Here is a 20,985-nt window from a genome sequence, read left to right as displayed (position 1 = left end):
CCGGCGGTCACACCGTCCCGTGGCCCGGCGCGGACGCGTCGGTGGCCGGCGGGGACCAGCTGTAGACGAACCTGAGCGTACGCACGGCCTCCTGGGCGTGACGCAGCGCCGCGGCGGGCGTGTCGGCGGCGGTCAGGACGCGAGCGGAGCGGTCCCCGCTCTGCAGGACGGCCGTCTGCGGGGAACCCGGCTGCTTGAGCAGGTCGACCCGGTGCACGGACGGCAGGCGCCGGACGCGTTCGACCTCCTGCACCTCGACCAGGGTGTTGGTCGGGGGCCCGGAAGGATCGGCGTACCAGACGGCCGCGGCGCGGTGGGCCGTGACGGGCTCCGGCAGCAGGGCCGAGACGTCCTCACCGACGCTCTGCCGGGCCACCAGGTCGTGCACGTCCACTCCGGTGGCCAGTTCCACCAGGTCCATGATCGCATCGCCGCCGATGCGGTTGTGGGTCTCGATGATCCGCGGTCCCCGGTCCGTCAGGACGATCTCGGTGTGCGAGGGGCAGTCGTGGAAGCCGAGCACGTCCAGGACGCGTTCGACGTAACGGGTGACGGCCTCCCGGTCGGCGGCGTCCAGCGGGGCCGGGACGAGGTGCCCGCGCTCGACGAACGTCCGGTCGTCCCTGAACTTCCTGGTGATCGCGAGGACGTGGTGGCGGGTGCCGACCGACACGGCCTCCACGCTGAACTCCGCACCGACCAGGAACTCCTCGACGACGACCCCACGGTCGACCTGCTCCTCGCCCAGGCGGAGCAGCGCGGCGTCGACATCGGCGGGCGAGTCGATCCTGGCGACCCCGGCGCTGGCCTCGCCGTCGACCGGCTTGACGATGCACGGCAGGCCCACCGCCCGGACGGCGGCCGACAGGGAATCACGACCGCGCGCCAGACGGTGGCGGCAGCCGGGGACATCGTGCTTGTCCAGGATCTCCCGGGTCCTGGACTTGTCCAGCACCCGCTCGAAGAGCTCCACGTCCACCACGGTGGGTACCCCCAGCCGGTCGCTGACGGCGCGCACGATGCGGTACGTGTGCTCGTTGAAGGCCGCCACGGCGTCGAACGGCGCGGCGTCGTGCAGCACCTGGGCGACACCGGTCCACAGGCCGAGGTCGGCCTCGTCGTCGAGGACGACGACGTGCCGGTAGGGCCCGGCCGGGTCCTGCGGACTGGCCCGGCCCCGGGGCACCAGGAGCACCAGCTCGTGCCCGTGCGCGTGCAGACGGTCGTGGCACATCCGGTTGGTGCCCACCACCAGAACTCGCATGTCGCATCCTTCGCGTCGTGGACCGGTCGGCCCTGTTCAGTCGGCCGCCACTTTGGGCTCCTCGCGGGTGGAAACGGAGCGCAGGCCCCCGTTGGTGACGCTCAGCCACCGGGCCAGGACCGCCGAGACGACGGCGAGCGCCGTGGCGATCAGCCAGAAGTCGGGGCCGTGCCCGCTGCCGGCCAGCCACCGGTACGCCGCCACTCCGAGGCCGCCGCCGACGCCCTCGCCGACGGCGTTGGCGATCGAGAACACGCCGTAGCCCAGTGCCCGGCTCTCCTGGCCGAGCAGGCCGAGCAGGAGGACGTCCATGGTCGGCACGAACATCATCTCGCCCAGCGTGAACAGCACCACGCCGACCACCGCCCCCGGAAAGCCGGGCAGCAGGTAGACCGCGGCGAACCCCAGCGCGAACGACGTGTACGCCGCGACGGTGGTGACGGTCCCCCGGCCCTTGGACAACGTCTCGGCGACGCGGGTGACACCCAGCTGCGCCACCACGATGAGCAGTGCGTTCAGCGTGTACAGCCAGCCCAGCCGGTCCGTCGCGCCCGGGACTGCCGACACGTGCAGGGCCAGCGCGTTGAACAGCTGGCCGTAGCAGCACCAGCCGAGCAGGTTGATCAGCATGAACGGCCGCATGCCCGGCAGGCGGAGGACGGTGAGGTAGCCGCGCAGCGAGGAGTCGGGGGCCCGCACCGTGGTGTCGGGCATCAGCAGGCGGTAGTTCAGGTAGGTGGTCACTCCGGCCAGGCAGTAGATCGCGGCGACCGCGGTGAGCACCTGCCCGTGCTCGTGGCGCTGGACGAAGAACAGCGCGACCGGGGCCGCCACCGCGGAGGCGACGTTCACCGCGACGTTGATCAGTGAGAAGATCCGGGCGCGGTCGCCCGACCGGTCGCTGGCGTCGGCCGCGAGCTGCTTGCTGGCAAGGGCGTTGACGGAGACGCCGAGACCGGCCAGCGCCAGGGTCGCCGCCGTCGCGGCCAGGCCGCCGGCGATCCGCAGTCCCATGAAGCCGACGGCCGCGGTGAGGCAGCCGAGCAGGACGGAGCGGGCCGCCGAGATCCTGTCCAGCCACCGGGCGAGGAACACCTTGGACACTTTGTTGGCGATGGTGAAGACGAGGACCAGGAGACCCGTCCGCCCGCCGTCGAACCCGGCCGCCGTCAACGACACGGCGAGCGTGGACAGCAGGCCGAACAGGCCCAGGTTGGTCATGAAGTAGTGCAGGGTGATGGAGCGGGTGGCGCTCGTGGGGCCGGTGCCCGCGGTGTTCTCCATTGTGTCGTCCGGCCTCATGCCCGGGCGAGCGGGGCCCGCTCGATCCGCACCAGGTCGCGTGCGGCCTCGGCCTTGGCGACCGCGTCCTGCGTGTCGTCGCCCTCGCACAGGACGTAGCCCTGCCGGGAATCGGAGGACAGGACGGCACCGAGGGTGCGTCCGGGGGTCAGTGTGCACAGCAGTCTCAGGACGCCGGGTGCCCGGCGGGCCTCGTCCAGGCCCCCCACACCCGTGACGGTGGTGTTCTCGAAGACCAGGAAGCGGATCGCCGCGGCCCGGGCGCGCGGGGTACGGGCGGGAGCCGGGAGACCGAGCAGTCCGGCGAGCGTCTCCGCGATCATGTCGACACCCGTCACCAGCTCGGTCATCTCCCAGATCTGGTCGCCGCCGACCCGCGTCTGGGCCTCGATCAACCGGGGACCGGCCGGCGTGAGACGCAGCTCCGTGTGGACGGGGCCCGTCCGCTGCCCGATCACGTCGAGGAAGCGGACGACCAGGGACTCGATCGCCTCCCGGGCGGCGCTGTCGAGCCGGGCCGGCATCTGGTGGCCGGTTTCGACGAAGCCCGGGGCACCGAAGGTGCACTTCTCCGTGACCATGACGATCTCGTGCTTGCCGTCCTGGGACACCGACTCGACGCTGAACTCGGGGCCCTCGAGGTACTCCTCGGCGAGCACCGGTCCTTCGGTCCACCGGGTGGTCAGGGACCAGCGCTCGGCCAGCTCCGCCTCGCTGCCGACCAGGTAGACGCCCTCGCTGAGGCCACCGGCCGGCGGCTTCAGTACGATCGCGCAGCCGCCGAGGCCGGCCATGAACTCCCGTGCGTCGGCCGGTTCGGCGCACAGGCGATGCCGTACGGGACTGAGTCCGTGGCGGGCGAGCGACTCGCGCGTCCTGGTCTTGTCCCGGGTGAGCAGCACGGCCGACAGGTTGTCGCCCGCCACGCCGAGGTCGATCGCGCACCGGGACGCCGGCTCCAGGCCGTACTCGGTGAACGACAGGACGGCGTCGAACGGGTCCGCCGCGTGCCAGGCGCGGACGACCGGGAGGATGGTGTCGAGCCGGCGGTAGTCGAGCACGGTGTAGTTCTCCGCCGCCGCCGCGTGTTCCCGGTCGGCCCGTTCGGGAATCTGGATCATCGAGTAACGGACGCCCAGCCCGCGTACCTTGGGCAGCTCGTGGCCCCGCCCGCCGACCAGCAGTACGTGTTGTCCCGTCACCGGGTCTGCCTCCCGACCAGTTCGTCGTCGCTCGCCGTCGCGGAGCGTCGTTGGTGTGTCCGGCTCACTGCCGCAACCTGGACAGGTCGATGTCCATCTGATGGGCCAGGGCCCGGCCGCGGGCCATCACGACGTCGAACAGCTCGGAGTGCGTCCTGCGCAGTTCGTCCGGGTTCAGGGCGAGTGCGAGCAGTTCACCGATCCGCTGGCGGACGTGCAGGCGCAGGTTGGCCTCGTCGAGGGCCTTGCGGCCGAGCCCGATCGAGTCGCTCAGCAGCTCGATCCGGTGGAACCACCAGGCCGGCAGGTAGAGCACGTCACCGGGCCGCAGCACGAACCGGGTGAGCTGGGTGGCGGGGGAGTCGAGCAGGGCCCGGACGTCGAGTTGACCGTCGGGGCCGGGCAGCAACTCGGAGTCGGGGCCCATGATGTACCAGAGCTTCTCGCCGACGATCTGCGCGTGCAGCACGTCGACCGAGTAGGAGTCCTGGTGCAGCCGGGTGATCCCGCCCTTCTGCCCCAGCCACAGCTGGTGGTTGGTCGAGCCCGCGTCGCCGTACAGGTTCCGCCGGAAGTCGTACTGGGCGATCTCCAGTTCGGGCATGTCGTCGGCCAGCTCCGGGGCGGTGGTCTTGTAGTACCACTCCTGGAGGTAGATCGGGGGAGCACCGGTGCCCGCGCTCTCCTTCAGCAGCGTCACGAACTCGCCGAAGGTGGTCGACCTGGCGGCCTTGCTGCTGTAGCTGTCCACGACGACCGGGACCGCGCCGCAGCGTTCGGCCAGGGAGTCGAAGGACCAGGTCCGCACGGACGGCCACCGGGCCGCGTACCCCTCGAGGACGACCGGCCGGCCCTTCGCGCGGTACTCGCTGTCGAACTCCTCGCGGGACAGACCGCGGCGGCGCTCGATGTCCGGTGCCGAGGCGAGGGACTCGGCGAGCGGACCGGCGCGGAAGGCGGCCTCCACCGCCCTGAGGCTCTCCACGTCGCGGCGCTTCAAGTAGTTGGGTTCGATCCCCATCGTGGTCAACTCCTCTGCGAGGTGGGAGCGTCCGCCGACAGCACACGCAGCATCGCCCGCACCACCCGGTCCCGGTCCTCGGGATGGGCGGGCAGCCGTCGGTGGACGAAGTGGTCGTAGCCGTCCAGCCGGACGACCTCGGTCGAGCGGGCTCGCTGCGCGCTCTCCAGATATCCGTCGACGACCGCGGGAGCGACCACCTGGTCCTCACCGGCCACGAAGATCAGCAGGTCGCCGTCGAACTCGCGCAGGCCGGCGTAGGCAGGCGAGTCCGGGTAGCGGCCCGGCTTCGGGAGACTGCCGTCGAAGCGCAGGTCGGCGGCGTCGGCCGGGTAGGCCGCGGGGCAGAAGAACACGAGCGCCCGGGGCCGCAGCCGGGGCACCGCCGATGCGGCCAGATGCGCCCCCATGCTCGTGCCGACCAGCACGGGCGCGGCGGCGGTGTCCAACTGGTCCGCCGCGGCGAGCGTCTCCGCCGTCCGCCCACGCAGCGTGCACTCGGTCAGGGTGCCCGCGCTGTCCCCGTTGCCGGAGAAGTCGAACGTGAGCCAACCGTGGCCGTGGGGTGAAAGGGCGTCCAGCAGATAGCGGATGCGGTGGCGGCTCGACGTCACGCCGAGACCGTGCAGGGCCAGGACGGTGGGCCGTGACCCGTCGGCCGGAGCCGTACGGGTGCCGGCCAGCTTCCGGCCGTCGCCCTCGAAGACGAAGTCCTCCGTGTCCACCTGTCCGTCCCCCCTGTGAAGTGCTGCTGACTGGTGCCGGTTCAGCCCGCGTCGACCTGGCCGAAGCGCTCGCGGCGCACGTCGGGCCACTCGTCGCGCAGGATGCTGTAGTAGACGACGTCGCGGCGGCGGCCTCCGGGCATGTAGTTGAAGCTCCGCAGGACGCCCTCCTCGGTCGCGCCGATGCCGGAAAGCCCACGCCGGGCGCGGGCGTTGAGCACGTCCGTCTTGAACTCAACGCGCTCGCAGCCGAGTTCGGTAAACGCGTGGTCGAGCAGTGCCAGCTTCGCGGCGCGGTTCACACCCGTGCCCCGGGCCGCCCCGCAGACCCATGACCAGCCGATCTCGATCCGCCGGTCCGCCTCGGCGAGATTTCCGTACGCGCTGCTTCCGACGATCCGTCCGGTGACGTTGTCGACGATGGCGAAGACGATACGGCTGCCGTTCAGGGTGTCCTTGATCGCGGTCTCCACGAACGCGTGGAGATCCTCCGGCGAGCTGACACGCGTGACGAAGTACTCCCAGGTCTCGGGCTCGTAGGCGATGTCCGAGAACTCCTCGACGTCCCCGATCCGTACCCGCCGCAGCGTCACCCGGTCGTTGGACAGCACCGTGTTCGCCAGCTTCTCCCAGCTCATCATTCCTCCGCCTTCTGCGTCCGCGGCCTGCCGACCGCCGCCGTCACCAGGACGGGGGCCCCGTCCGTGGAGCCGTCGTTGTACACCGCGTGCTTCTGGTAGACGAGATCGAGATCCTCGCCGAAAACCCGGCCGATCTCGGCCCGCACCAGCTTGAACTGCGCGTTCAGCAGACCGTTGTCGACGGAGAACCGCTCGCCCGCCACCACGACCGCGTAGATCCTCTGCTCGTACCGCAGTTGCTCGTTCAGACGGCTGACCGCATCCGCCAGGGACTTGGGGTCGGTGTCCGGGGCGGCCGGTGACACCACAGCCGTCAGGAAGGGCTTGCCGTCACCGAACACGGCGCAGTCGTGAATCTCCGGTATCTCCCGCAGACGCTCCTCCACGGCGGGCACCAGGATGTTGAGGGCGCTGCTCAGGGTGACGATGTCGTCGACCCGGCCGTCGATGTAGAGGAAGCCGTCCTCGTCGACATGGCCGATGTCGAAGGTCTTGACCTCGCCGGTCGGCAGGTACACCTTCTCGTTGGCACCCGGGCCGCACCAGGTGTAGTGGGTGTTCACCGGGTCGAGGCCGCCGACGATCAGGACGCCGTCCCTGTCGAAGCGGATCCGCTTGTGCGGCAGCACCTTGCCCACGCTGCCCACCCGGACGGCCCCCGGGTGGTTCTTGGCGACGATGCAGGTCTCGTTGAGGCCGTACCCCTCGTAGAGCGGGACACCGCAGTCGTTGAAGAAGTCCAGCACGGACCGCCCGGCGGGCGCCGAGCCCGTCCACAGGTAGCGGACGGCGCCCCCGAGTTCGGCCTGGACGGCAGCGCGGCGCGCGGCCGGGTCGGCGGGGGCGCCGGCGGCCTCGACACGTGCCTTCACCTGCTCGTAGAAACCCGGCACACCCATGATCACGGTCGGGTGGACGGCCTGCGCCACCTCGAACACGGTGACCCGGTCGGCGAGGGTGACGTCGTGTCCGTTGACCAGCGCCGAGTAGATCCAGTAACGCTGCTGGAGGAACCGCGTGGGCAGGAACACCAGGACGTTGTCCCCGTCCCCGTGGTGGAACATCTCCTGGACGGCGGCCATCGACCGGTTCACGCTGGCGACCGTCGCCTCGATGCCCTTCGGGACACCGGTGCTTCCCGAGGTCTGCTTGATCGCGAAGACGTCCGCCGGGTCGTAGGCCTCCCGGCCGGGCAGCGCCGAGGGGTCGGTCCCTTCGTCCTGCGCCCATCCCCGGATGCCACCGATGTCCCGTACGGCGCCCCGCTCGGGTTCGTTCTCGGTGAAGAGCAAGGTGAGACCGAAGTCGGCGATCACCTGCTCGGGCTCGTAGCGGCCCGGCTCGACACCCGCGACGACCGCACCGAGCTTGACCGCGGCCAGGTCGAGGAGCACCCACTCGATCCGGTTCCGGGACATGATCCCGATCCGGTCCCGCGCCCGGACACCCGCGGCGTGCAGTCGGCACGCCACCCGGGCCGCCCCACGGTCCAGTTCGGCCAGGGAGAGCGAGCGCACGCCGTCCTCCCCCCGGAACCAGATCTGGTGCGCGGTGTCCTGGCACCGCGTCAGAGCGATGGTGCTCACCACGTCCGGAGGCGTGGTCAAGCCGGGGCCGGTGCTCTGCTCAGCCACTACGGGACCTCCTGGGGATCGGCCGGGCGAGGGCGCGCCGCCCGGCCGCTGCCGGTGGGAAAGGACGGGGCCGACGGCCCCGTCATCCGGGGGGTGCGCCCGCGAGATGACGGGTCGCGAGGGAGTAGGGCCGCAGTCGCTCCCAGCCGCGTGACTCGTACCAGACCTTGTCGAAGCCGCCCACCGGGCGCACGGGAACGGTGCCGTCCTGGAGCCCCTGGGCGAGAGTCCGCCACATCTCGTCGACGAGGGAGCAGTGCCGTACCGCTTCGAGGAGTTCCGTCATGGTGAACGGCGGCCCCTCCATCCGGACCAGCCGGATGTCGTAGCACCCCCGGTAGCCGTGACCGAAGACCGTGAAGGGCGGGTGCCACACCTGGGCGCCGGGCGCGCGGATCGTGTAGCGCACGCGCGAGGCGACGTGACCGCCGTGGTGGTGCTCGGAGTGCTCCGCGATGTCGGGAACCTGCGGCGGGAAGAAGTAGTGCCGCTTCTCCGGGATGTCCGCGCGATCGAACTCCCCAGGGGCGAAGTGCCACCGGTTGTACATCATCCGCTGCGCGGACCGCCAGAGGATCGGCGTCGTGTCGTCGCCTACCTCGGACATGCGGGTCGTGTGCGGCAGGCAGCAGCAGAAGAAGTCGCCCTTCTTCAGCGTCAGCACGCCGTCGGGGCCGCCCGGCTCGGCCCCGCGCAGCCCCGCCAGATCACGCACGGAACTGCTCATGCCGTAGTCGGCATCGGTGCACAGGATCGCCGACAGGACGATCGCGCCCAGCAGCTCGCCGATGGCGCTCTGCTCACCGGGGGCGGCCTGCGCGTCGACCTCGGTGGCGGCCAGGGTCATCGCGCGCAGGTCTCCCCGGACCCGGCCGGAGGGGGACACCCCGAGGTTGAGCTTGCCGTGCTGGGCGATCAGGTCGGGCATGATCTGCGGGTCGCGCGGCAGGGGGAACTCGACGAGGCGTTCGTTCTTCACGAACGTGAACCCGTTGATCCGCCGGTAGCGCATCATCGGCGTCCGGTCGACCTCGTGCATCAGGGTGCGGACGAGTTCCGCGAGCTCCAGCAACGGGAGTGCGTGCGCGTTGTCCGGCTCGCGCCCCAGCGCGGCGCAGTACTGCGCGCAGCGGTTCAGCAGGAAATCGCGGAGCCGGGTGGCGGAAAGCTGACTTCCGTTGAATTCCTCGAAGCGCACGGAACGGCCGCTCACGAAAAGGCAGTAGGCCAGTACCACGAAAAGCCTGTCGGTGGGACGCCAGTCGCTCGGAGGGCATTCCCTCAGATTCGCCAGGAGTCTTTCTCGGGTCAGGGTGTTCGTTCCCGCGTCGGATTTCGAGAACACGTCCCGGCCGATCAGGATGTAAACCGTCTCGACCCTTTCCACCCAGTCGGCCAGTTGGGCGAGCCGGCCGTCGAGTTCGCCGCTTGTCTCCCACCGGTCCAGCAGGGTGTCGGCCTCGTGCCGCTCGGCGGCCTCCCGGGCTTCGATCACCCGGGCTTCCTCGGCGACCACGTCGAGGACCTCGGGTGGTACCAGCAGGCTGCCCAGCCGTTCGGCGCCTGGTTCCGGCAGTTCACCCGGGGCCCAGAAGGACAGACCGGCGAGTGCCGACCGGGTGACGGGGACGATGCCGGGGGCGTGCGGCGCCGGTTCCGTGACGAACTCGACGTCCGGCCTGCCCAGTACGTGCTGGACGAGCAGGTGCTCCCAGGCGGTCAGCCGAGAACAGGCGAGGCGGAAGGACAACCTTCCATTTCTGGTGAGTTCTGCGAGAAGTAAGCTCGTCGTGTTCTCTGTGCCCGTGAAAGTGTCGCCGGGACGTAACGAGCCACCAGGTCCTAACGGAACCACGTTTCCCCCCAAACGCTTGGTCCTGCGCTGAGCCCGGCGATGACAGTACACGAACGGTTGTTTCCGGGACAGGGTTCCCGGCTATTTGTTTCCGACGCCGTGATCATTACGGTTGCGGCAAACCAGTGGCACGCCGACGCGTGGTCGGCCGGCAGGTCACCGCACGGGTGATGGTCACGTGCGGGAGCGGGCCGCCTCGATGTCCGGGACATGCTCCTCGGCCCAGAGCCGTACGGCACGCAACGGGACGAGCAGGGAGTGGCCCAGTGGTGTCAGGGCGTACTCCACGCGGGGCGGGTTCTCGTCGTAGTCGTGGCGGCTGATCAGACCGTCGGCTTCCAGGGAGCGCAGAGTCTCGGTCAGCGCCTTCGCGGTGATGCCCCGGATGTGCCCCTTGAGTTCGGTGAAGCGCCGGGGGCCGTCGGCGAGGGCGTTGATGACGAACACCGTCCAGCGGGCGCCGATGCGGTGCAGCACCGTCCGGCTCGGACAGGTTGCCGCCATCACGTTGTACGCCTTGCCCATCGCTCCTCCAGTTTCGTTGAAGATACCGGTATCAAATCTATACCGTGAGGTCCGGTCCTACGAAGAGGAGTTGGAACACATGGAACGGATCCTGGTCATCGGGGGCGCACGGGCGCTGGGCGCGGCCGTCGCGAGGCGTGCGGCGCGAGACGGGTACGACGTGATCGTCGGTGCTCGTGACCTGACCGCGGCCGACGCGCTGGCGGGTGAGATCGGTGCCACGGCGGTACAGGTCGACCTGCAGGACGAGTCGACGCTCGCGGCCGCGGCGCACCGGCTGAGGGACGGGGTCGACCACATCGTGACGACCGGTTCGGCGCCGCACGACGTCCGCGCCGTCGACCTGGACCGTGACAGGCTGCTGGCCGCGTTCACGGCGAAGGTGGTCGGCCCGATGCTGGTGGCCAAGCACTTCGCGCCGATCCTGCGGCCGACCGGGTCGATGGTGCTGTTCTCCGGTGTGGTCGGCTGGCGCCCCGGGCCCGGATCGCTCGTCAAGGGTGTCACCAACGGAGCGGTCGAGTTCGCCGCGCGCCACCTGGCGGCGGATCTGGCACCGGTGCGGGTCAATGCCCTGTCGCCGGGTGTGGTGGACTCGGGCGCATGGGACCGCCTCGGTGACAGGAAGACCGCCCTGCTCGGCAGGAGCGCGGAGGCGACCTTCGTCAAGCGCCACGGTGAGAGCGAGGACGTCGTCGAGGCGGTGATGTGGCTCCTGCGCGCGGGCTTCGTCTCCGGCGAGACGATCCACATCGAGGGGGGCGCCCGCCACAGGTCCGCCTGAAGCCCGGGGTGGCGCTCGCCGAGGCCCCGAATGAATCGGTGGCGGTGCCCGCTGCGGGTCCGCGTGGCCACAGGCACAGGCACAGGCACAGGCACATGCACAGGCACCGGCGTCAGGCACGAGTAGCACAGGCGCCGGTCATGCCGTTAGCGGCGCCCGGCCGCAATCGCAGCGAGTCGTCCGCGGCCGGCACGATCCGACCACCCCCGGTCCAGGCCGCCGTGTCGGAGACGGTATGCGGCGGGCCGTTTCGGATGCGGCGGCGCTCCGCGCAGAGACGGAAGTACGGCCACCCCTGCCCCGCGGTTGCACCGATGCACCGCTGAGAGACGATGGGAGGTGGGTGGGCCCGCCGCATGTACCGCTACGTGTGAGGCAGGAGGCGCACCATGCCCGCTTCTCGATCCGTCGCAACCCCAGTCCTGGAACCCTCCGCCCGGGAGCTGACGGAGGCCACGTCGCCGCATCCGCGCATCTACGAGGTCCCCCCGGAGAACGGCCGCGAGATTCTCGACGGTCTCCAGGAAGGGAAAGGGGTGGCCAAACCGGCGGTGGACGAGGACTGGGTGACCATCGACGCCGGGCAGCACGGCAACGTCCGCACGCGTATCATCCGCCCCCGGGGGACGATGAAAACCCTCCCGGTGGTCCTGTACATCCACGGCGCCGGTTGGGTGTTCGGCGACGAGAAGACGCACGACCGGCTGATCCGCGAGCTGGCGGTCGGAGCGGACACGGCGGTGGTCTTCCCCGTCTACGACAGGGCGCCCGAGGCGAAGTACCCGACTCAGATCGAGCAGAACTACGCGGTAGGGAAGTGGATACTCCAAAACGGCGGGGAACAGAACCTCGACGCCTCACGGATGGCGGTCTGCGGCGATTCGGTGGGCGGCAACATGTCGACGGTCTTCGCGCTGATGGCAAAGGAACGCGGAGATGTGCACCTGGCTGCCCAGGTGCTGCTGTACCCCGTCACCGACGCGAACTTCGACACTCCGTCCTACCAGCAGTTCGCCGACGGCTACTACCTCACTCGCGACGGGATGAAGTGGTTCTGGGACGCCTACACCTCGGACCCGAAGCAGCGCACCGAGATCTATGCCTCGCCGCTGCGCGGCGACATCGAGCAGCTCCGGGGCCTTCCCGCCACACTGGTCATCACCGACGAGGCCGACGTACTGCGTGACGAAGGCGAGGCCTACGCCGCCAAGCTCCGTGAGGCAGGAGTGGACGTCACCGCGGTCCGAGTGCTGGGAACGGTCCACGACTTCCTGATGCTCGACAGCCTCCGCGACTCCAGGGCGACCACGGTCGCGCGCACCCTCGTCGTCGAGGCACTGCAACGCGCGCTGCACCCCTGAGTGATGACGTAGCGCCTTGGCGAGCAGTAACCCTGTGGAGCCCGCCTGCACGGTGTGGAATGCTCTTGGGCGACTGCTGAAGGAAGGGAAGGTCAAAAGGTGTACGTCCCGTCATCTGCACGAGTTCTCGATGATGAGGAGCGTGAACTCGTGGAGTTGGCACGCCGCACCATAGACGCGCACACCGACGCCGGGCCCGACGAAGACGGGGTCCACACGATGGGCGCCGCGGTCATGGCCGCCGACTACCGGATGTTCGCCGGCGTGAACCTATACCACTTCACCGGCGGACCCTGCGCCGAACTCGTGGCTCTGGGAGCCGCGCGGGCCCAGGGGGCCCGCCACATGCGCTGCATCGTCGCCGTGGGAAACCACGGGCGCGGGGTCGTCGGCCCGTGCGGGCGCGATCGGCAGGTCTTCGTGGACTACTACCCCACCATGCGCGTCATCGTGCCCACGCCCGCGGGGCTCAGATCCGTTCTCGCCGCCGACCTGATGCCGCTGGCTCAGCGATGGACCGCGGAGGCGGGCATGAACGGTCTCGATCCCTCCCTCTACCAGGACCCCGAGACGGCCGGCCCCCCGATCATTCGGTTCAACCCCCGCTACCTCGAAGCCGTCCGCTCCGGCGCCAAGATCAAGACCACCCGCTTCCGGGACCCGGCGCAGCTCGGCCCGGTACGGCTGGTGTTCGAGAGCGACCCTGAAGTCGTCCTGTCGGCAGAGGTGACCGGCATCAGGCACTGCCTGGTCGACGACCTCACCCACCAGGACGCCCAAGCTGAGGGTCTGACGACCGCAGCCGAACTCCGGGAAGCCCTCAAAGGCCACTACCCAGATCTGACGGGAACCGACGAAGTCGACGTCATCACCTTCCGGATCAACGACACGACGGGCGTCGTTTGACCGCGGGTGCGCCAACGCCGGCCGGGCCGCACCTCTGAGGTCCCTCAAGTCGCTTGGCGCGCACGGCCATGGCCATCAGGCTGACCTCCATGACAGGTATCACGGCTCTGGGCAGGAAGAACACCTTCGTGCTGACCATCCGGGACACAGACGAGGTCGCGGCTGCCCTGCGCCTGGCGCTGGCGCAGGCTTCGCCGGAGGAACGCCCCGGCCTGGAACGCGCCGCCGCACTGGTGGAGTCCACCGCCGCCGCCACCGAGGTCCTGCTGCGCGCCCGTTGGGTCCGCTCCCGGTTGGCCGCCGTCGGCTTCACCGGAGACGTCGGCTCGGTCGCCGCGGTGAAGGCGCTGCGTCAGGCGGAGCCGACGCTGAGCCTGCTCGCGGCGGTGCAGCTTCAGCGAGAGGCCGTCGCGCACGCTGAGTGACCCGACACCGCCGAACGATGAAGCGCAGGTCGCCACAGCAGTTCAGTGCGTGAGGCGCGAGAAACGGGGGACACCTTCGTGGCGTGCGGCGCGCTCATGCCCTTCATCCCGTGGAAGTAACTCATATTTTGCGTGCTTGTAGGGCTGAAGTAAGGGCATGCGGTGGCCAGGAGGTTGATAACGATGGTTCCCCTGCTTCTCGTTCTTCTGCTGGCTCTGATCCTCTTCGGTGCGGGCTTCGCACTGAAGGCACTGTGGTGGATCGCGGTGGTCGTGCTCGTCGTGTGGCTGCTGGGCTTTGTCGTCCGTACGGTGGACAGCGGCGGCCGCAAGGGCCGCTGGTACCGCTGGTAGACGGACACGACCCGGCGCGAGACACGCGCCACCCGACGAGGAATGAGTGGGGCCCGGCCGAATACGGCCGGGCCCCACTCGCGCAAGAAGGGGTCTTCTGTGTGAGCGGCCGGGATGGATGGGGCGTATCGGACGCATTGCAGGGTACGTGAGTGATGCACCGGCCCCGCGGACCCAGCAGTGGAACCCTGCTCCTCCTGTCTGCGGGGCCGCTGTGCGTGGGCTTCCGACGCTCAGGTTACGGAGCTGGATCTGTCGAGGGTCAGGGCCCCGCGCCCCATCGATCGGGTGATGTCGACGAGTTTGGGAGGCAGTGGCTCCCTCGACCGGGCAAGAACGGACCATGAAAAACATGATCGTCACAGCAGTGCTCGCAGTCGGCCTGTTCGGGATCGCTCCCCAGGCGATGGCCTCCGACAACGACAGTGGCACGACGAGTCTCAGCGGCAACGGCGCCGAGACGGCATTCGGCAACGCGAAGACCGATGGGGCCAAGAGCCCGCAGCTGGCCCTGGTGCAGGGCTCGCTGAACCAGCTCTGTGCCGGCGTGCCGGTCAAGGTCGACGCCGCTTCCGTCGTCGGCGTCGTGCCGGTCTCCGTGCTCCAGGACGTGCCGGTCCTGTCGGCGCCGCAGAACCAGCAGTGCACCGAGAACTCGACCCAGGCGAAGGGCGACGAGCCGCTGTCGCATCTCCTGGGCTAGGCGTACTGATCACGAAGTCATGGCGAAGGCCCCCGTGCGGGTGGAGGTGTCGAACCTTCACCGCACGGAGGCCTTCGCGTCCCACCGTGACGGACGCCTGACCGTTCACGGCCGGCGGCCGCGGAGGGCGACGGCGGACTCAGGGACACCTGCGCCGCCTTCCTGCACCGGGCTGCGGCCTTCTTCGCCACCCACGGCACCGACCGCATCGCGGCCACCTGACGCGGTGTGAGGGCGACGGTGTCGACACAGCTGCCCCCGGCCGCGTTCGCGCCTGGTGCGCGGCCTCCTCCGGGTCCTCATGGCGCGCGAGCAGGCCACAGGACCGAGCGGCACCGTTTCCAGGGAGCGCGCGTTGCTCGTGACGAACGGCGTCCTGCCCGCCGACCTGGGTGACTGTTCTTCAGTGCGCAGGTCAAGGGCTGGTCATGGGGGCACAAGCCGGTCCGGGACGGGCGTACTCTTGGTGCGGATGTAGAGGACACCTCGTTCGGTGAGGCGTCTTCACGGACACAGGCCACTGATCCCACCCGTCGAGAGACGCTCCGGATCAGGACAGGTCTCCCCGGCCCAAGGGGTGACCCCAGGTGGCTTCCCCGCAGTGGGATCACGCCGTGGAGTGCCAAAGCTCTGACGAGTTGGGGTGCACCGGGACCGTTCGTCCCGGCTGCCCTTTGCCGCGTGGCCGTGACGCCCAGTTGCGCGGCCGGGACCGGGAGGAGGCGACATGGACAGTAGTCCGGGTCACAGTCGGCCCTTCTCCGCGTTGTCCCCGCCGTCCTTCCGCGGCCCGCGACAGCCCGTCCTTCCCTGATCCGCCAGGTGCACCGGCCTGGTCGGGTCGAGCGGCGGCCTCCCTGCGTGGCCGACGCCCCCTGCCCGGGAAGGGCGCTGCCGACGTGGGTCGCCCGTTGCCCCGTCATACCGGGGCAAGGGGGTGTTCACCTTGGCTGCCCACACTCTGCTCATGTCCACCTCGGCCCGTCTGCGGGACCGCCGGGTCCAACTGGAGCGCCGGGCCACCGCCTCCAAGGCGGTCCGCACCTCACTGGTCTCGCTCGCGGGCCTGATCGGCAGCCCGGCCACCAACCAGACCGGCGACGAGGTCGGCCGCGTCGTCGATGTCGTCGCCCGGCTCTACGGCACCGAGCCGTATCCGCCCGTCACCGGACTGATCCTGCGCATCGGCCGGCGCCGCACGTTCCTGCCCGCCGACGCCCTGGGCAAGGTGAGCGCCGGGCACGTACGGCTGCGGACCGCGCGGGTCGACCTGCGCGACTTCGTCCGCCGGCCCGGCGAGGTCCTGCTGGCCAAGGACGTGCTCGACCATCAACTGGTCGACGTCGACGGGGTGCAGGTCACACGTGCCGCCGATCTCTACCTGGCGCCCCTGGTCGACCAGGTCGTCCTGGTCGGCGTCGACGTCTCCCTGCCCACCCTGCTGCGCCGACTCGGCCCGCGCCGCTGGCAGGCCCGTCCCACACCGGAACGCGTGCTGGACTGGCAGGCGGTCGCACCCTTTGCCGAGCAGGCGACCGAAGGACCTCCGGAGGTGCGGCTGCGCGCCTCCAGGACGGCGCTCCACCGGCTGCGCCCCGCCGACCTGGCCGACATCCTCGAAGACCTCGGCCGCGCCGAGCGCCAGCAGCTGCTGGGCTGGCTGGAGCCGGAGCAGGCGGCGGACGCACTGGAGGAGATGGAACCGCACGAGCTGGAGAACCTGCTCCGAGAGGCCCATCCGGAGCACGCTGCCCGCCTCGTGGACGAGATGGAGCCGGACGAGGCCACCGACGCCCTGCGCGACCTCACCGGCGAGGAGCGCGAGGCCCTGCTCACCCGCATGCCGAAGGACGAGGCGGCTGAGCTGCGCCGGCTGCTGAACCACCGGGAAGGCACCGCGGGCGGTGCCATGACCACTCTGCTGCTGACCGCCCACCGGGACGAGACCGTCGCCGAGGTGCGTGCCCGGCTGGCCGAACAGGCCGAGCACCGTACCGAGATCGACGCGGTCGCCGTCGTGGACGGGGGCGACCGGTTGCTGTGCGACCTCGCGCTGTTCGACCTGGCTGTGGCCGAGGACGGAACCCCGATCGCCGACCTGGTCGCCTGGCGAGCGCAGTTCGGGCCGCCGGCCACCGTGCAGGCCGACACCTCCCTGCCGGAGGCCGCCGACCAGCTGGTCGCCGCCCGCGCCTCCTCACTCCTGGTGGTCGACGACAGTGGCCGCCCGATCGGCCGGATCCTGGCCGACGACCTGCTCGACGCGATGCTGCCCGAACGCGGGCGTCTGCACTTCCGGAGGTTCCTGCAGTGACCCGCGACCTCGACACCGCCACCCCCGCGGCTCCGCAGGCCCCCGCGCCCTCGCCCGCGCGCCGCACCGGCTGGCGCCGCATCACCGTGATCGCGGCGATCGCAGGCCCCGGCCTGGTCGCCGCCAACGCCGGCAACGACGCCGCCGGCATCGCCACGTACGCCTCCGCGGGCTCCCAGTTCACCTACGGCACCCTGTTCTTCATGGTGCTCGTCACCATCGCCCTGGTGATGGTGCAGGAGATGGCCGTCCGCCTCGGCGCCCACACCGGCAAGGGCCTGGGCGCGCTGATCCGCGAACAGTTCAGCCTTCGCCTCACAGCCCTCGCTGTCTTCTGCCTGCTGCTGGCCAACACCGGCCTGGTCGTCTCCGAGTTCGCGGGCATCGGCGCGGCGTTCGAACTTCTCGGCGCACCCAAGTGGGCGGTGATCCCGCCCGCCGCGATCCTGCTCTGGGCCCTGGTGCTCTTCGGCTCGTACCACTGGGCCGAACGCATCTTCCTCATCATGTCGTTGGCGTTCTTCGCCTACCCGATCGCCATGATCCTCGGCCACCCCGACTGGGCCGATGTCGGACACCATCTGATCGTCCCGCACATGCAGCCGGACAAGAGCTTCATTCTGCTGGCGGTCGCGCTGATCGGTACGACGGTCAGCCCGTACATGCAGTTCTACGCCGCCGCCGGCGTCGTCGACCGCGGTGCCAAGCCCACCGACTACCCGCTGATCCGAGCCGACGCCGTCATCGGTGCGGTGTTCGCGTGCGTCATCAGCCTGACCATCATCATCGCCACGGCCTCGGCGATCGGCGGCAGCGGCCCGCTGGACTCCGCCGCCCAGGCCGCCGAGGCCCTCAAGCCGGTCGCCGGCCAGAACGCCGAACTCCTCTTCGCGCTCGGCCTGATCGGCGCCTCCGCGCTGGCCGGTGCGGTCGTGCCGCTCTCTGCCAGCTACGCCATGGGCGAGGCCGCCGGTGTGGAACGCTCGGTGTCCCGCAGCTTCCGCGACGCCCCGCTGTTCCTGGGCCTGTTCACCGCCCAGATCGTTCTCGGCGCCGCAGTGGCGATGACCCCGGTCGACGTCATCCAATTGCTCATCGGCACCCAGGTCCTCCAGGGCCTGATCAGCCCCGTCGTCCTCGTGTACCTCCTGGTCCTGACCAACCGCCGCTCGGTCCTGGGGGAAGCCGCGAACAGCCCGCGTTATCGGGTCGCCGCCACCGTCGTGGTCGTAGGTGTCGCGGCCATGTCCACGATCCTGCTCGTCCAGACGGTCCTGGGCTGGATCGGTCTCGGTTGACCGACGGCCCTCCCTCCCCGGCAGCCCCCGGCAGATCGGCGTTTTTCATGACTGCTCCGCATCCCAGGTCGACCTCGTGGCCGCCGTGCGGTGCGTTGACGACGTACGTGACGTTCTCGTACGAGACGCTGCGTCTGGCAGAGGACGGGGCGGGGTTCTTCGCGGAGGTGTTGTGGGCGTGAACCGACCGATGCCCGATGCTCGGGGCCCGCGGGAGCCGGCGTCGTGGCGTATGGGGCCGTGGCGGTTCGTGGTGTGGTTCGGCACGATCAGTCTGCTCGCGGACGTCGTGTACGAGGGTGCCCGCTCGATCACCGGCCCGCTGCTGGCCTCCCTGGGAGCGTCCTCCCTCGTCGTCGGGGTGGTCACCGGTGCCGGGGAGTCGGCGGCGCTGGTGCTGCGGCTGGTCTCCGGCCCCTTGGCGGACCGGACGCGTCGCTTCTGGGGGCTGGCGATCGGCGGGTACGCCCTGACGGTCGCCTCGGTGCCGCTGCTCGGTGTGGCCGGGGTGCTGTGGGCCGCCTGCGTCCTGGTGATCGCCGAACGGGTGGGCAAGGCGGTGCGCTCGCCCGCGAAGGACACGCTCCTCTCGCACGCCACCGCGGCCACGGGACGAGGACGCGGCTTCGCCGTCCACGAGGCGCTGGACCAGATCGGGGCCATCGCCGGCCCGCTGCTGGTGGCGGGTGTGCTCGCGCTGACCGGCGGCGACTACGGCCCCGCGCTCGGTGTCCTCGCCGTCCCGGGCATCGCCGTACTGCTGCTGCTGTTCTGGCTCCGGGCCCGGATGCCGGACCCGGAAGCCTACGAGCGCGGGACGGCAACCTCGGCGCCCACGGCACCGGACGCGCGGGGCGGGCGTCTGCCGAGGGCCTTCTGGACGTACGCCGCCTTCACCGCGGCCACCACGACCGGGTTCGCCACCTTCGGCGTGCTCTCCTACCACCTGGTCCAGCGGCACCTGCTGAGCACCGCCTGGGTTCCGGTGCTGTACGCGGCGGCGATGGCGGTGGACGCTGTCGCGGCGCTGGCCACGGGCTGGCTGTACGACCGGTACGGCCCACGGGTGCTGGTCGCCCTGCCCGTCCTCACGGCGGGGGTGGTGGCGCTGGCGTTCACCGACACGGTCGCGGTGGCGGTGGCCGGGTCGCTGGTATGGGGCGCGGCGACGGGGATCCAGGAGTCCACGCTGCGCGCCACCGTCGCCGACCTGGTGCCCAGCGGACGCCGGGCCACCGCCTACGGGCTGTTCGCGGGTGTGGTCGGCGCGGCAAGCCTGGCCGGTGGCGCGCTGACCGGTGGCCTGTACGGCTACTCGATCCCGGTGCTGATCACGGTCGTCGTCGCCATCCAGGTGCTGGCTCTGGTGCTGCTCGCCGTCACCCGAGTCGACCGGCGCTGAGACACCGGCGGGGCTCGTCACCGGTGCGGCCCGCGCCGCCGGGGCGCAGGGCGACCAGCCTGGCCGAGTCGTCAGAGGCCGCCGGTGTTGAGCAGCCGATCAGGTGTGTCGGAGCGGATGCCGCGCAGGACACCACGGGTGGCCGTGCGGTCGAGCCACACGTGGACCTGGTGGGCCGTGGCGTGCGGGTGGGCCGACAGGTACAGCGCGATCACGCCGGTCGCGTGCGGCGCGGCCCAGGACGTGGCGCCGTCGTTCTCCGTGGTCGTGCCGCCGCCGGCCAGGGCGGCGGTCACCTTCTGGCCGGGGGCGTACAGGTCCACGCACCGCCCGTAGCCCGATCCGTAGGAGCCGCCGTCGCTCCATGGGCGGTCGTCGGGGGTGGAGGCCGCGACGACGATCGTGCCGGGGACGCCGGCCGGTGAGTGTGCGCATGCGTCGTCGTGGAAGTTGCCGGCCGACACCACCGTCGGGATCCCGGCGTCGACCATCTTCTTCACGGCGGACTCCAGGGCCGCCGAACGGTGGTCGAGGTTGAGCGACATGTTCACCACCGCGGGCTTCCGGGCATGGGCGGTGACCCACTTCACCGACTTCACCAGGGCTGCCTCGGCTGCTGCCGGGGAGCCGCCGCCCTCGCTGTCGCACAGGATGCCCTGGACCCGTACGAGCTCCGCCTCGGGCGCCACCCCGTACCTGGCCCCGCCGATGATGCCCGCGACGAACGTGCCGTGTCCCGTTCCCGCCTCGCTGAAGCAGTCACCGGAGTCCCTGGGGCCCACGAAGTCGGCGCCGAGACGGGCGCGTCCACCGAACTCCTTGTGGCCGATGTCCAGCCCGGTGTCGATCACGTAGACGTGTACGCCCTTGCCGGTGGCGGTGGTGGTGAACCTCCCGTTCAGGGGACGCGACCGCTGGTCCAGAACGTCCAGGTTCCATGGCACGCGCCGGGTGACGGATGACTCCGCGGCCTGCGCGACACCGGACAGCGTTCCCACGGTGGACGCCGGCACGGACTGCCCCGACCCGCGGGCGGGGATCGTCCCGCCGCTTCCGCCGGAGGCCACGCCGGCTTCCCGGCCACAGGCCGAGGCCGCGAGCGCCGCCGCCATGGTCACCACCATGAGACCGGTCTTCATCACGTTTCGCTTCACCACGTCCCCCGTCGTCCTGCTTCGCGCACAGTCAGCGCACAAGACGACCGCAGAGGGCGGGCGGTTCCGGCAGGGTCGTGCGGAAACAGCCGGGGCGCGGGCGCCCGGAGCGGGT

19 protein-coding genes, 1 pseudogene and 1 riboswitch are annotated in these 20,985 nt (G+C 70.5%); of the genes and pseudogenes, 10 read left to right on the top strand and 10 right to left on the bottom strand.

Translation table 11 applies throughout. The features are described from left to right. Positions 1-7 precede the first annotated feature (7 nt). The 9 genes from AB0958_RS16060 to AB0958_RS16020 all read right to left on the bottom strand — a co-directional run bounded on the left by AB0958_RS16060 (position 8) and on the right by AB0958_RS16020 (position 10,169). A complete protein-coding gene (locus tag AB0958_RS16060; RefSeq protein WP_366891045.1) occupies positions 8-1,264 on the bottom strand; it encodes an ATP-grasp domain-containing protein in 1,257 nt (418 codons plus the stop codon). A 36-nt stretch (positions 1,265-1,300) separates the two neighbouring features. After that, entirely contained in the window at positions 1,301-2,548 is a 1,248-nt protein-coding gene (locus AB0958_RS16055; RefSeq protein WP_366891044.1) for an MFS transporter, read from the bottom strand. A gap of 14 nt (positions 2,549-2,562) precedes the next feature. After that, positions 2,563-3,768 (bottom strand): ATP-grasp domain-containing protein, encoded by a 1,206-nt coding sequence (locus AB0958_RS16050; protein WP_366891043.1) that lies wholly within the window; start codon positions 3,766-3,768, stop codon positions 2,563-2,565. Positions 3,769-3,832: 64 nt separating this feature from the next. After that, on the bottom strand, positions 3,833-4,789 hold the full coding sequence (locus AB0958_RS16045) for a cupin-like domain-containing protein (RefSeq protein WP_366891042.1): 957 nt from the start codon (positions 4,787-4,789) through the stop codon (positions 3,833-3,835). Between the two features lie 5 nt (positions 4,790-4,794). Beyond that, positions 4,795-5,514: an alpha/beta fold hydrolase gene (locus AB0958_RS16040; RefSeq protein WP_366891041.1), complete on the bottom strand. Its 720-nt coding sequence runs from the start codon at positions 5,512-5,514 to the stop codon at positions 4,795-4,797. Positions 5,515-5,555: 41 nt separating this feature from the next. After that, positions 5,556-6,155: a GNAT family protein gene (locus AB0958_RS16035; protein ID WP_366891040.1), complete on the bottom strand. Its 600-nt coding sequence runs from the start codon at positions 6,153-6,155 to the stop codon at positions 5,556-5,558. Further along, positions 6,152-7,789 (bottom strand): AMP-binding protein, encoded by a 1,638-nt coding sequence (locus AB0958_RS16030; protein WP_366891039.1) that lies wholly within the window; start codon positions 7,787-7,789, stop codon positions 6,152-6,154. The genes AB0958_RS16035 and AB0958_RS16030 overlap by 4 nt, the downstream gene beginning before the upstream one ends. A gap of 82 nt (positions 7,790-7,871) precedes the next feature. Then, positions 7,872-9,539: a hypothetical protein gene (locus tag AB0958_RS16025; RefSeq protein WP_366891038.1), complete on the bottom strand. Its 1,668-nt coding sequence runs from the start codon at positions 9,537-9,539 to the stop codon at positions 7,872-7,874. Positions 9,540-9,818: 279 nt separating this feature from the next. Continuing rightward, entirely contained in the window at positions 9,819-10,169 is a 351-nt protein-coding gene (locus tag AB0958_RS16020) for a helix-turn-helix domain-containing protein (RefSeq protein WP_366891037.1), read from the bottom strand. A 79-nt stretch (positions 10,170-10,248) separates the two neighbouring features. Between AB0958_RS16020 and AB0958_RS16015 the strand changes: the two genes are divergently transcribed. From AB0958_RS16015 to AB0958_RS15970, 10 genes and pseudogenes are all read left to right on the top strand, one after another. After that, positions 10,249-10,953, top strand: a complete 705-nt coding sequence (locus tag AB0958_RS16015) for an SDR family oxidoreductase (RefSeq protein ID WP_366891036.1) — start codon at positions 10,249-10,251, stop codon at positions 10,951-10,953. Between the two features lie 389 nt (positions 10,954-11,342). Next, positions 11,343-12,314, top strand: a complete 972-nt coding sequence (locus AB0958_RS16010; protein WP_366891035.1) for an alpha/beta hydrolase — start codon at positions 11,343-11,345, stop codon at positions 12,312-12,314. A gap of 150 nt (positions 12,315-12,464) precedes the next feature. Continuing rightward, positions 12,465-13,220 carry an ASCH domain-containing protein gene (locus AB0958_RS16005; RefSeq protein WP_366891034.1) on the top strand — a complete coding sequence of 252 codons (756 nt, stop codon included), beginning with the start codon at positions 12,465-12,467 and terminating at the stop codon, positions 13,218-13,220. A gap of 89 nt (positions 13,221-13,309) precedes the next feature. Next, positions 13,310-13,645 (top strand): hypothetical protein, encoded by a 336-nt coding sequence (locus AB0958_RS16000; protein WP_366891033.1) that lies wholly within the window; start codon positions 13,310-13,312, stop codon positions 13,643-13,645. Positions 13,646-13,828: 183 nt separating this feature from the next. Beyond that, the gene (locus AB0958_RS15995; RefSeq protein WP_366891032.1) at positions 13,829-13,999 is read left to right on the top strand and encodes a hydrophobic protein; all 171 of its coding nucleotides are present in this window, start codon (positions 13,829-13,831) and stop codon (positions 13,997-13,999) included. A 343-nt stretch (positions 14,000-14,342) separates the two neighbouring features. Then, a complete protein-coding gene (locus tag AB0958_RS15990) occupies positions 14,343-14,702 on the top strand; it encodes a rodlin (protein WP_366891031.1) in 360 nt (119 codons plus the stop codon). Positions 14,703-15,180: 478 nt separating this feature from the next. After that, a riboswitch (M-box (ykoK) riboswitch) is annotated at positions 15,181-15,352 on the top strand. 317 nt (positions 15,353-15,669) lie between these two features. Beyond that, positions 15,670-17,016 carry a CBS domain-containing protein gene (locus AB0958_RS15985; protein ID WP_366891030.1) on the top strand — a complete coding sequence of 449 codons (1,347 nt, stop codon included), beginning with the start codon at positions 15,670-15,672 and terminating at the stop codon, positions 17,014-17,016. Beyond that, positions 17,013-18,314, top strand: coding sequence for a divalent metal cation transporter (locus AB0958_RS15980; RefSeq protein ID WP_366891029.1), 1,302 nt, complete (start codon positions 17,013-17,015; stop codon positions 18,312-18,314). The genes AB0958_RS15985 and AB0958_RS15980 overlap by 4 nt, the downstream gene beginning before the upstream one ends. Before the next feature lie 86 nt (positions 18,315-18,400). Further along, positions 18,401-18,478, top strand: a pseudogene (locus AB0958_RS15975) (fluoride efflux transporter CrcB); the annotation flags it as partial. Between the two features lie 14 nt (positions 18,479-18,492). After that, positions 18,493-19,716 (top strand): MFS transporter, encoded by a 1,224-nt coding sequence (locus AB0958_RS15970; protein ID WP_366891028.1) that lies wholly within the window; start codon positions 18,493-18,495, stop codon positions 19,714-19,716. 71 nt (positions 19,717-19,787) lie between these two features. Here AB0958_RS15970 and AB0958_RS15965 read toward each other — a convergent pair whose 3' ends face one another. Then, positions 19,788-20,873, bottom strand: coding sequence for a S8 family peptidase (locus AB0958_RS15965; protein ID WP_366891027.1), 1,086 nt, complete (start codon positions 20,871-20,873; stop codon positions 19,788-19,790). Positions 20,874-20,985 lie beyond the last annotated feature (112 nt).

Source organism: Streptomyces sp. NPDC006655, from assembly GCF_040703965.1.
Lineage (GTDB): Bacteria > Actinomycetota > Actinomycetes > Streptomycetales > Streptomycetaceae > Streptomyces.
This window is presented reverse-complemented; position numbering and strand designations above follow the sequence as displayed.

What these genes read in the sequence shown, in the direction of transcription:
- AB0958_RS16000 (WP_366891033.1), top strand. Translation starts at nt 13,310, where the DNA reads ATGACAGGTATCACGGCTCTGGGCAGGAAGAACACCTTCGTGCTGACC.
- AB0958_RS15995 (WP_366891032.1), top strand. Translation starts at nt 13,829, where the DNA reads ATGGTTCCCCTGCTTCTCGTTCTTCTGCTGGCTCTGATCCTCTTCGGT.
- AB0958_RS16055 (WP_366891044.1), bottom strand. Translation starts at nt 2,548, where the DNA reads ATGGAGAACACCGCGGGCACCGGCCCCACGAGCGCCACCCGCTCCATC.
- AB0958_RS15985 (WP_366891030.1), top strand. Translation starts at nt 15,670, where the DNA reads ATGTCCACCTCGGCCCGTCTGCGGGACCGCCGGGTCCAACTGGAGCGC.
- AB0958_RS16060 (WP_366891045.1), bottom strand. Translation starts at nt 1,264, where the DNA reads ATGCGAGTTCTGGTGGTGGGCACCAACCGGATGTGCCACGACCGTCTG.
- AB0958_RS16015 (WP_366891036.1), top strand. Translation starts at nt 10,249, where the DNA reads ATGGAACGGATCCTGGTCATCGGGGGCGCACGGGCGCTGGGCGCGGCC.
- AB0958_RS16045 (WP_366891042.1), bottom strand. Translation starts at nt 4,789, where the DNA reads ATGGGGATCGAACCCAACTACTTGAAGCGCCGCGACGTGGAGAGCCTC.
- AB0958_RS16020 (WP_366891037.1), bottom strand. Translation starts at nt 10,169, where the DNA reads ATGGGCAAGGCGTACAACGTGATGGCGGCAACCTGTCCGAGCCGGACG.
- AB0958_RS16035 (WP_366891040.1), bottom strand. Translation starts at nt 6,155, where the DNA reads ATGATGAGCTGGGAGAAGCTGGCGAACACGGTGCTGTCCAACGACCGG.
- AB0958_RS15990 (WP_366891031.1), top strand. Translation starts at nt 14,343, where the DNA reads ATGAAAAACATGATCGTCACAGCAGTGCTCGCAGTCGGCCTGTTCGGG.
- AB0958_RS16010 (WP_366891035.1), top strand. Translation starts at nt 11,343, where the DNA reads ATGCCCGCTTCTCGATCCGTCGCAACCCCAGTCCTGGAACCCTCCGCC.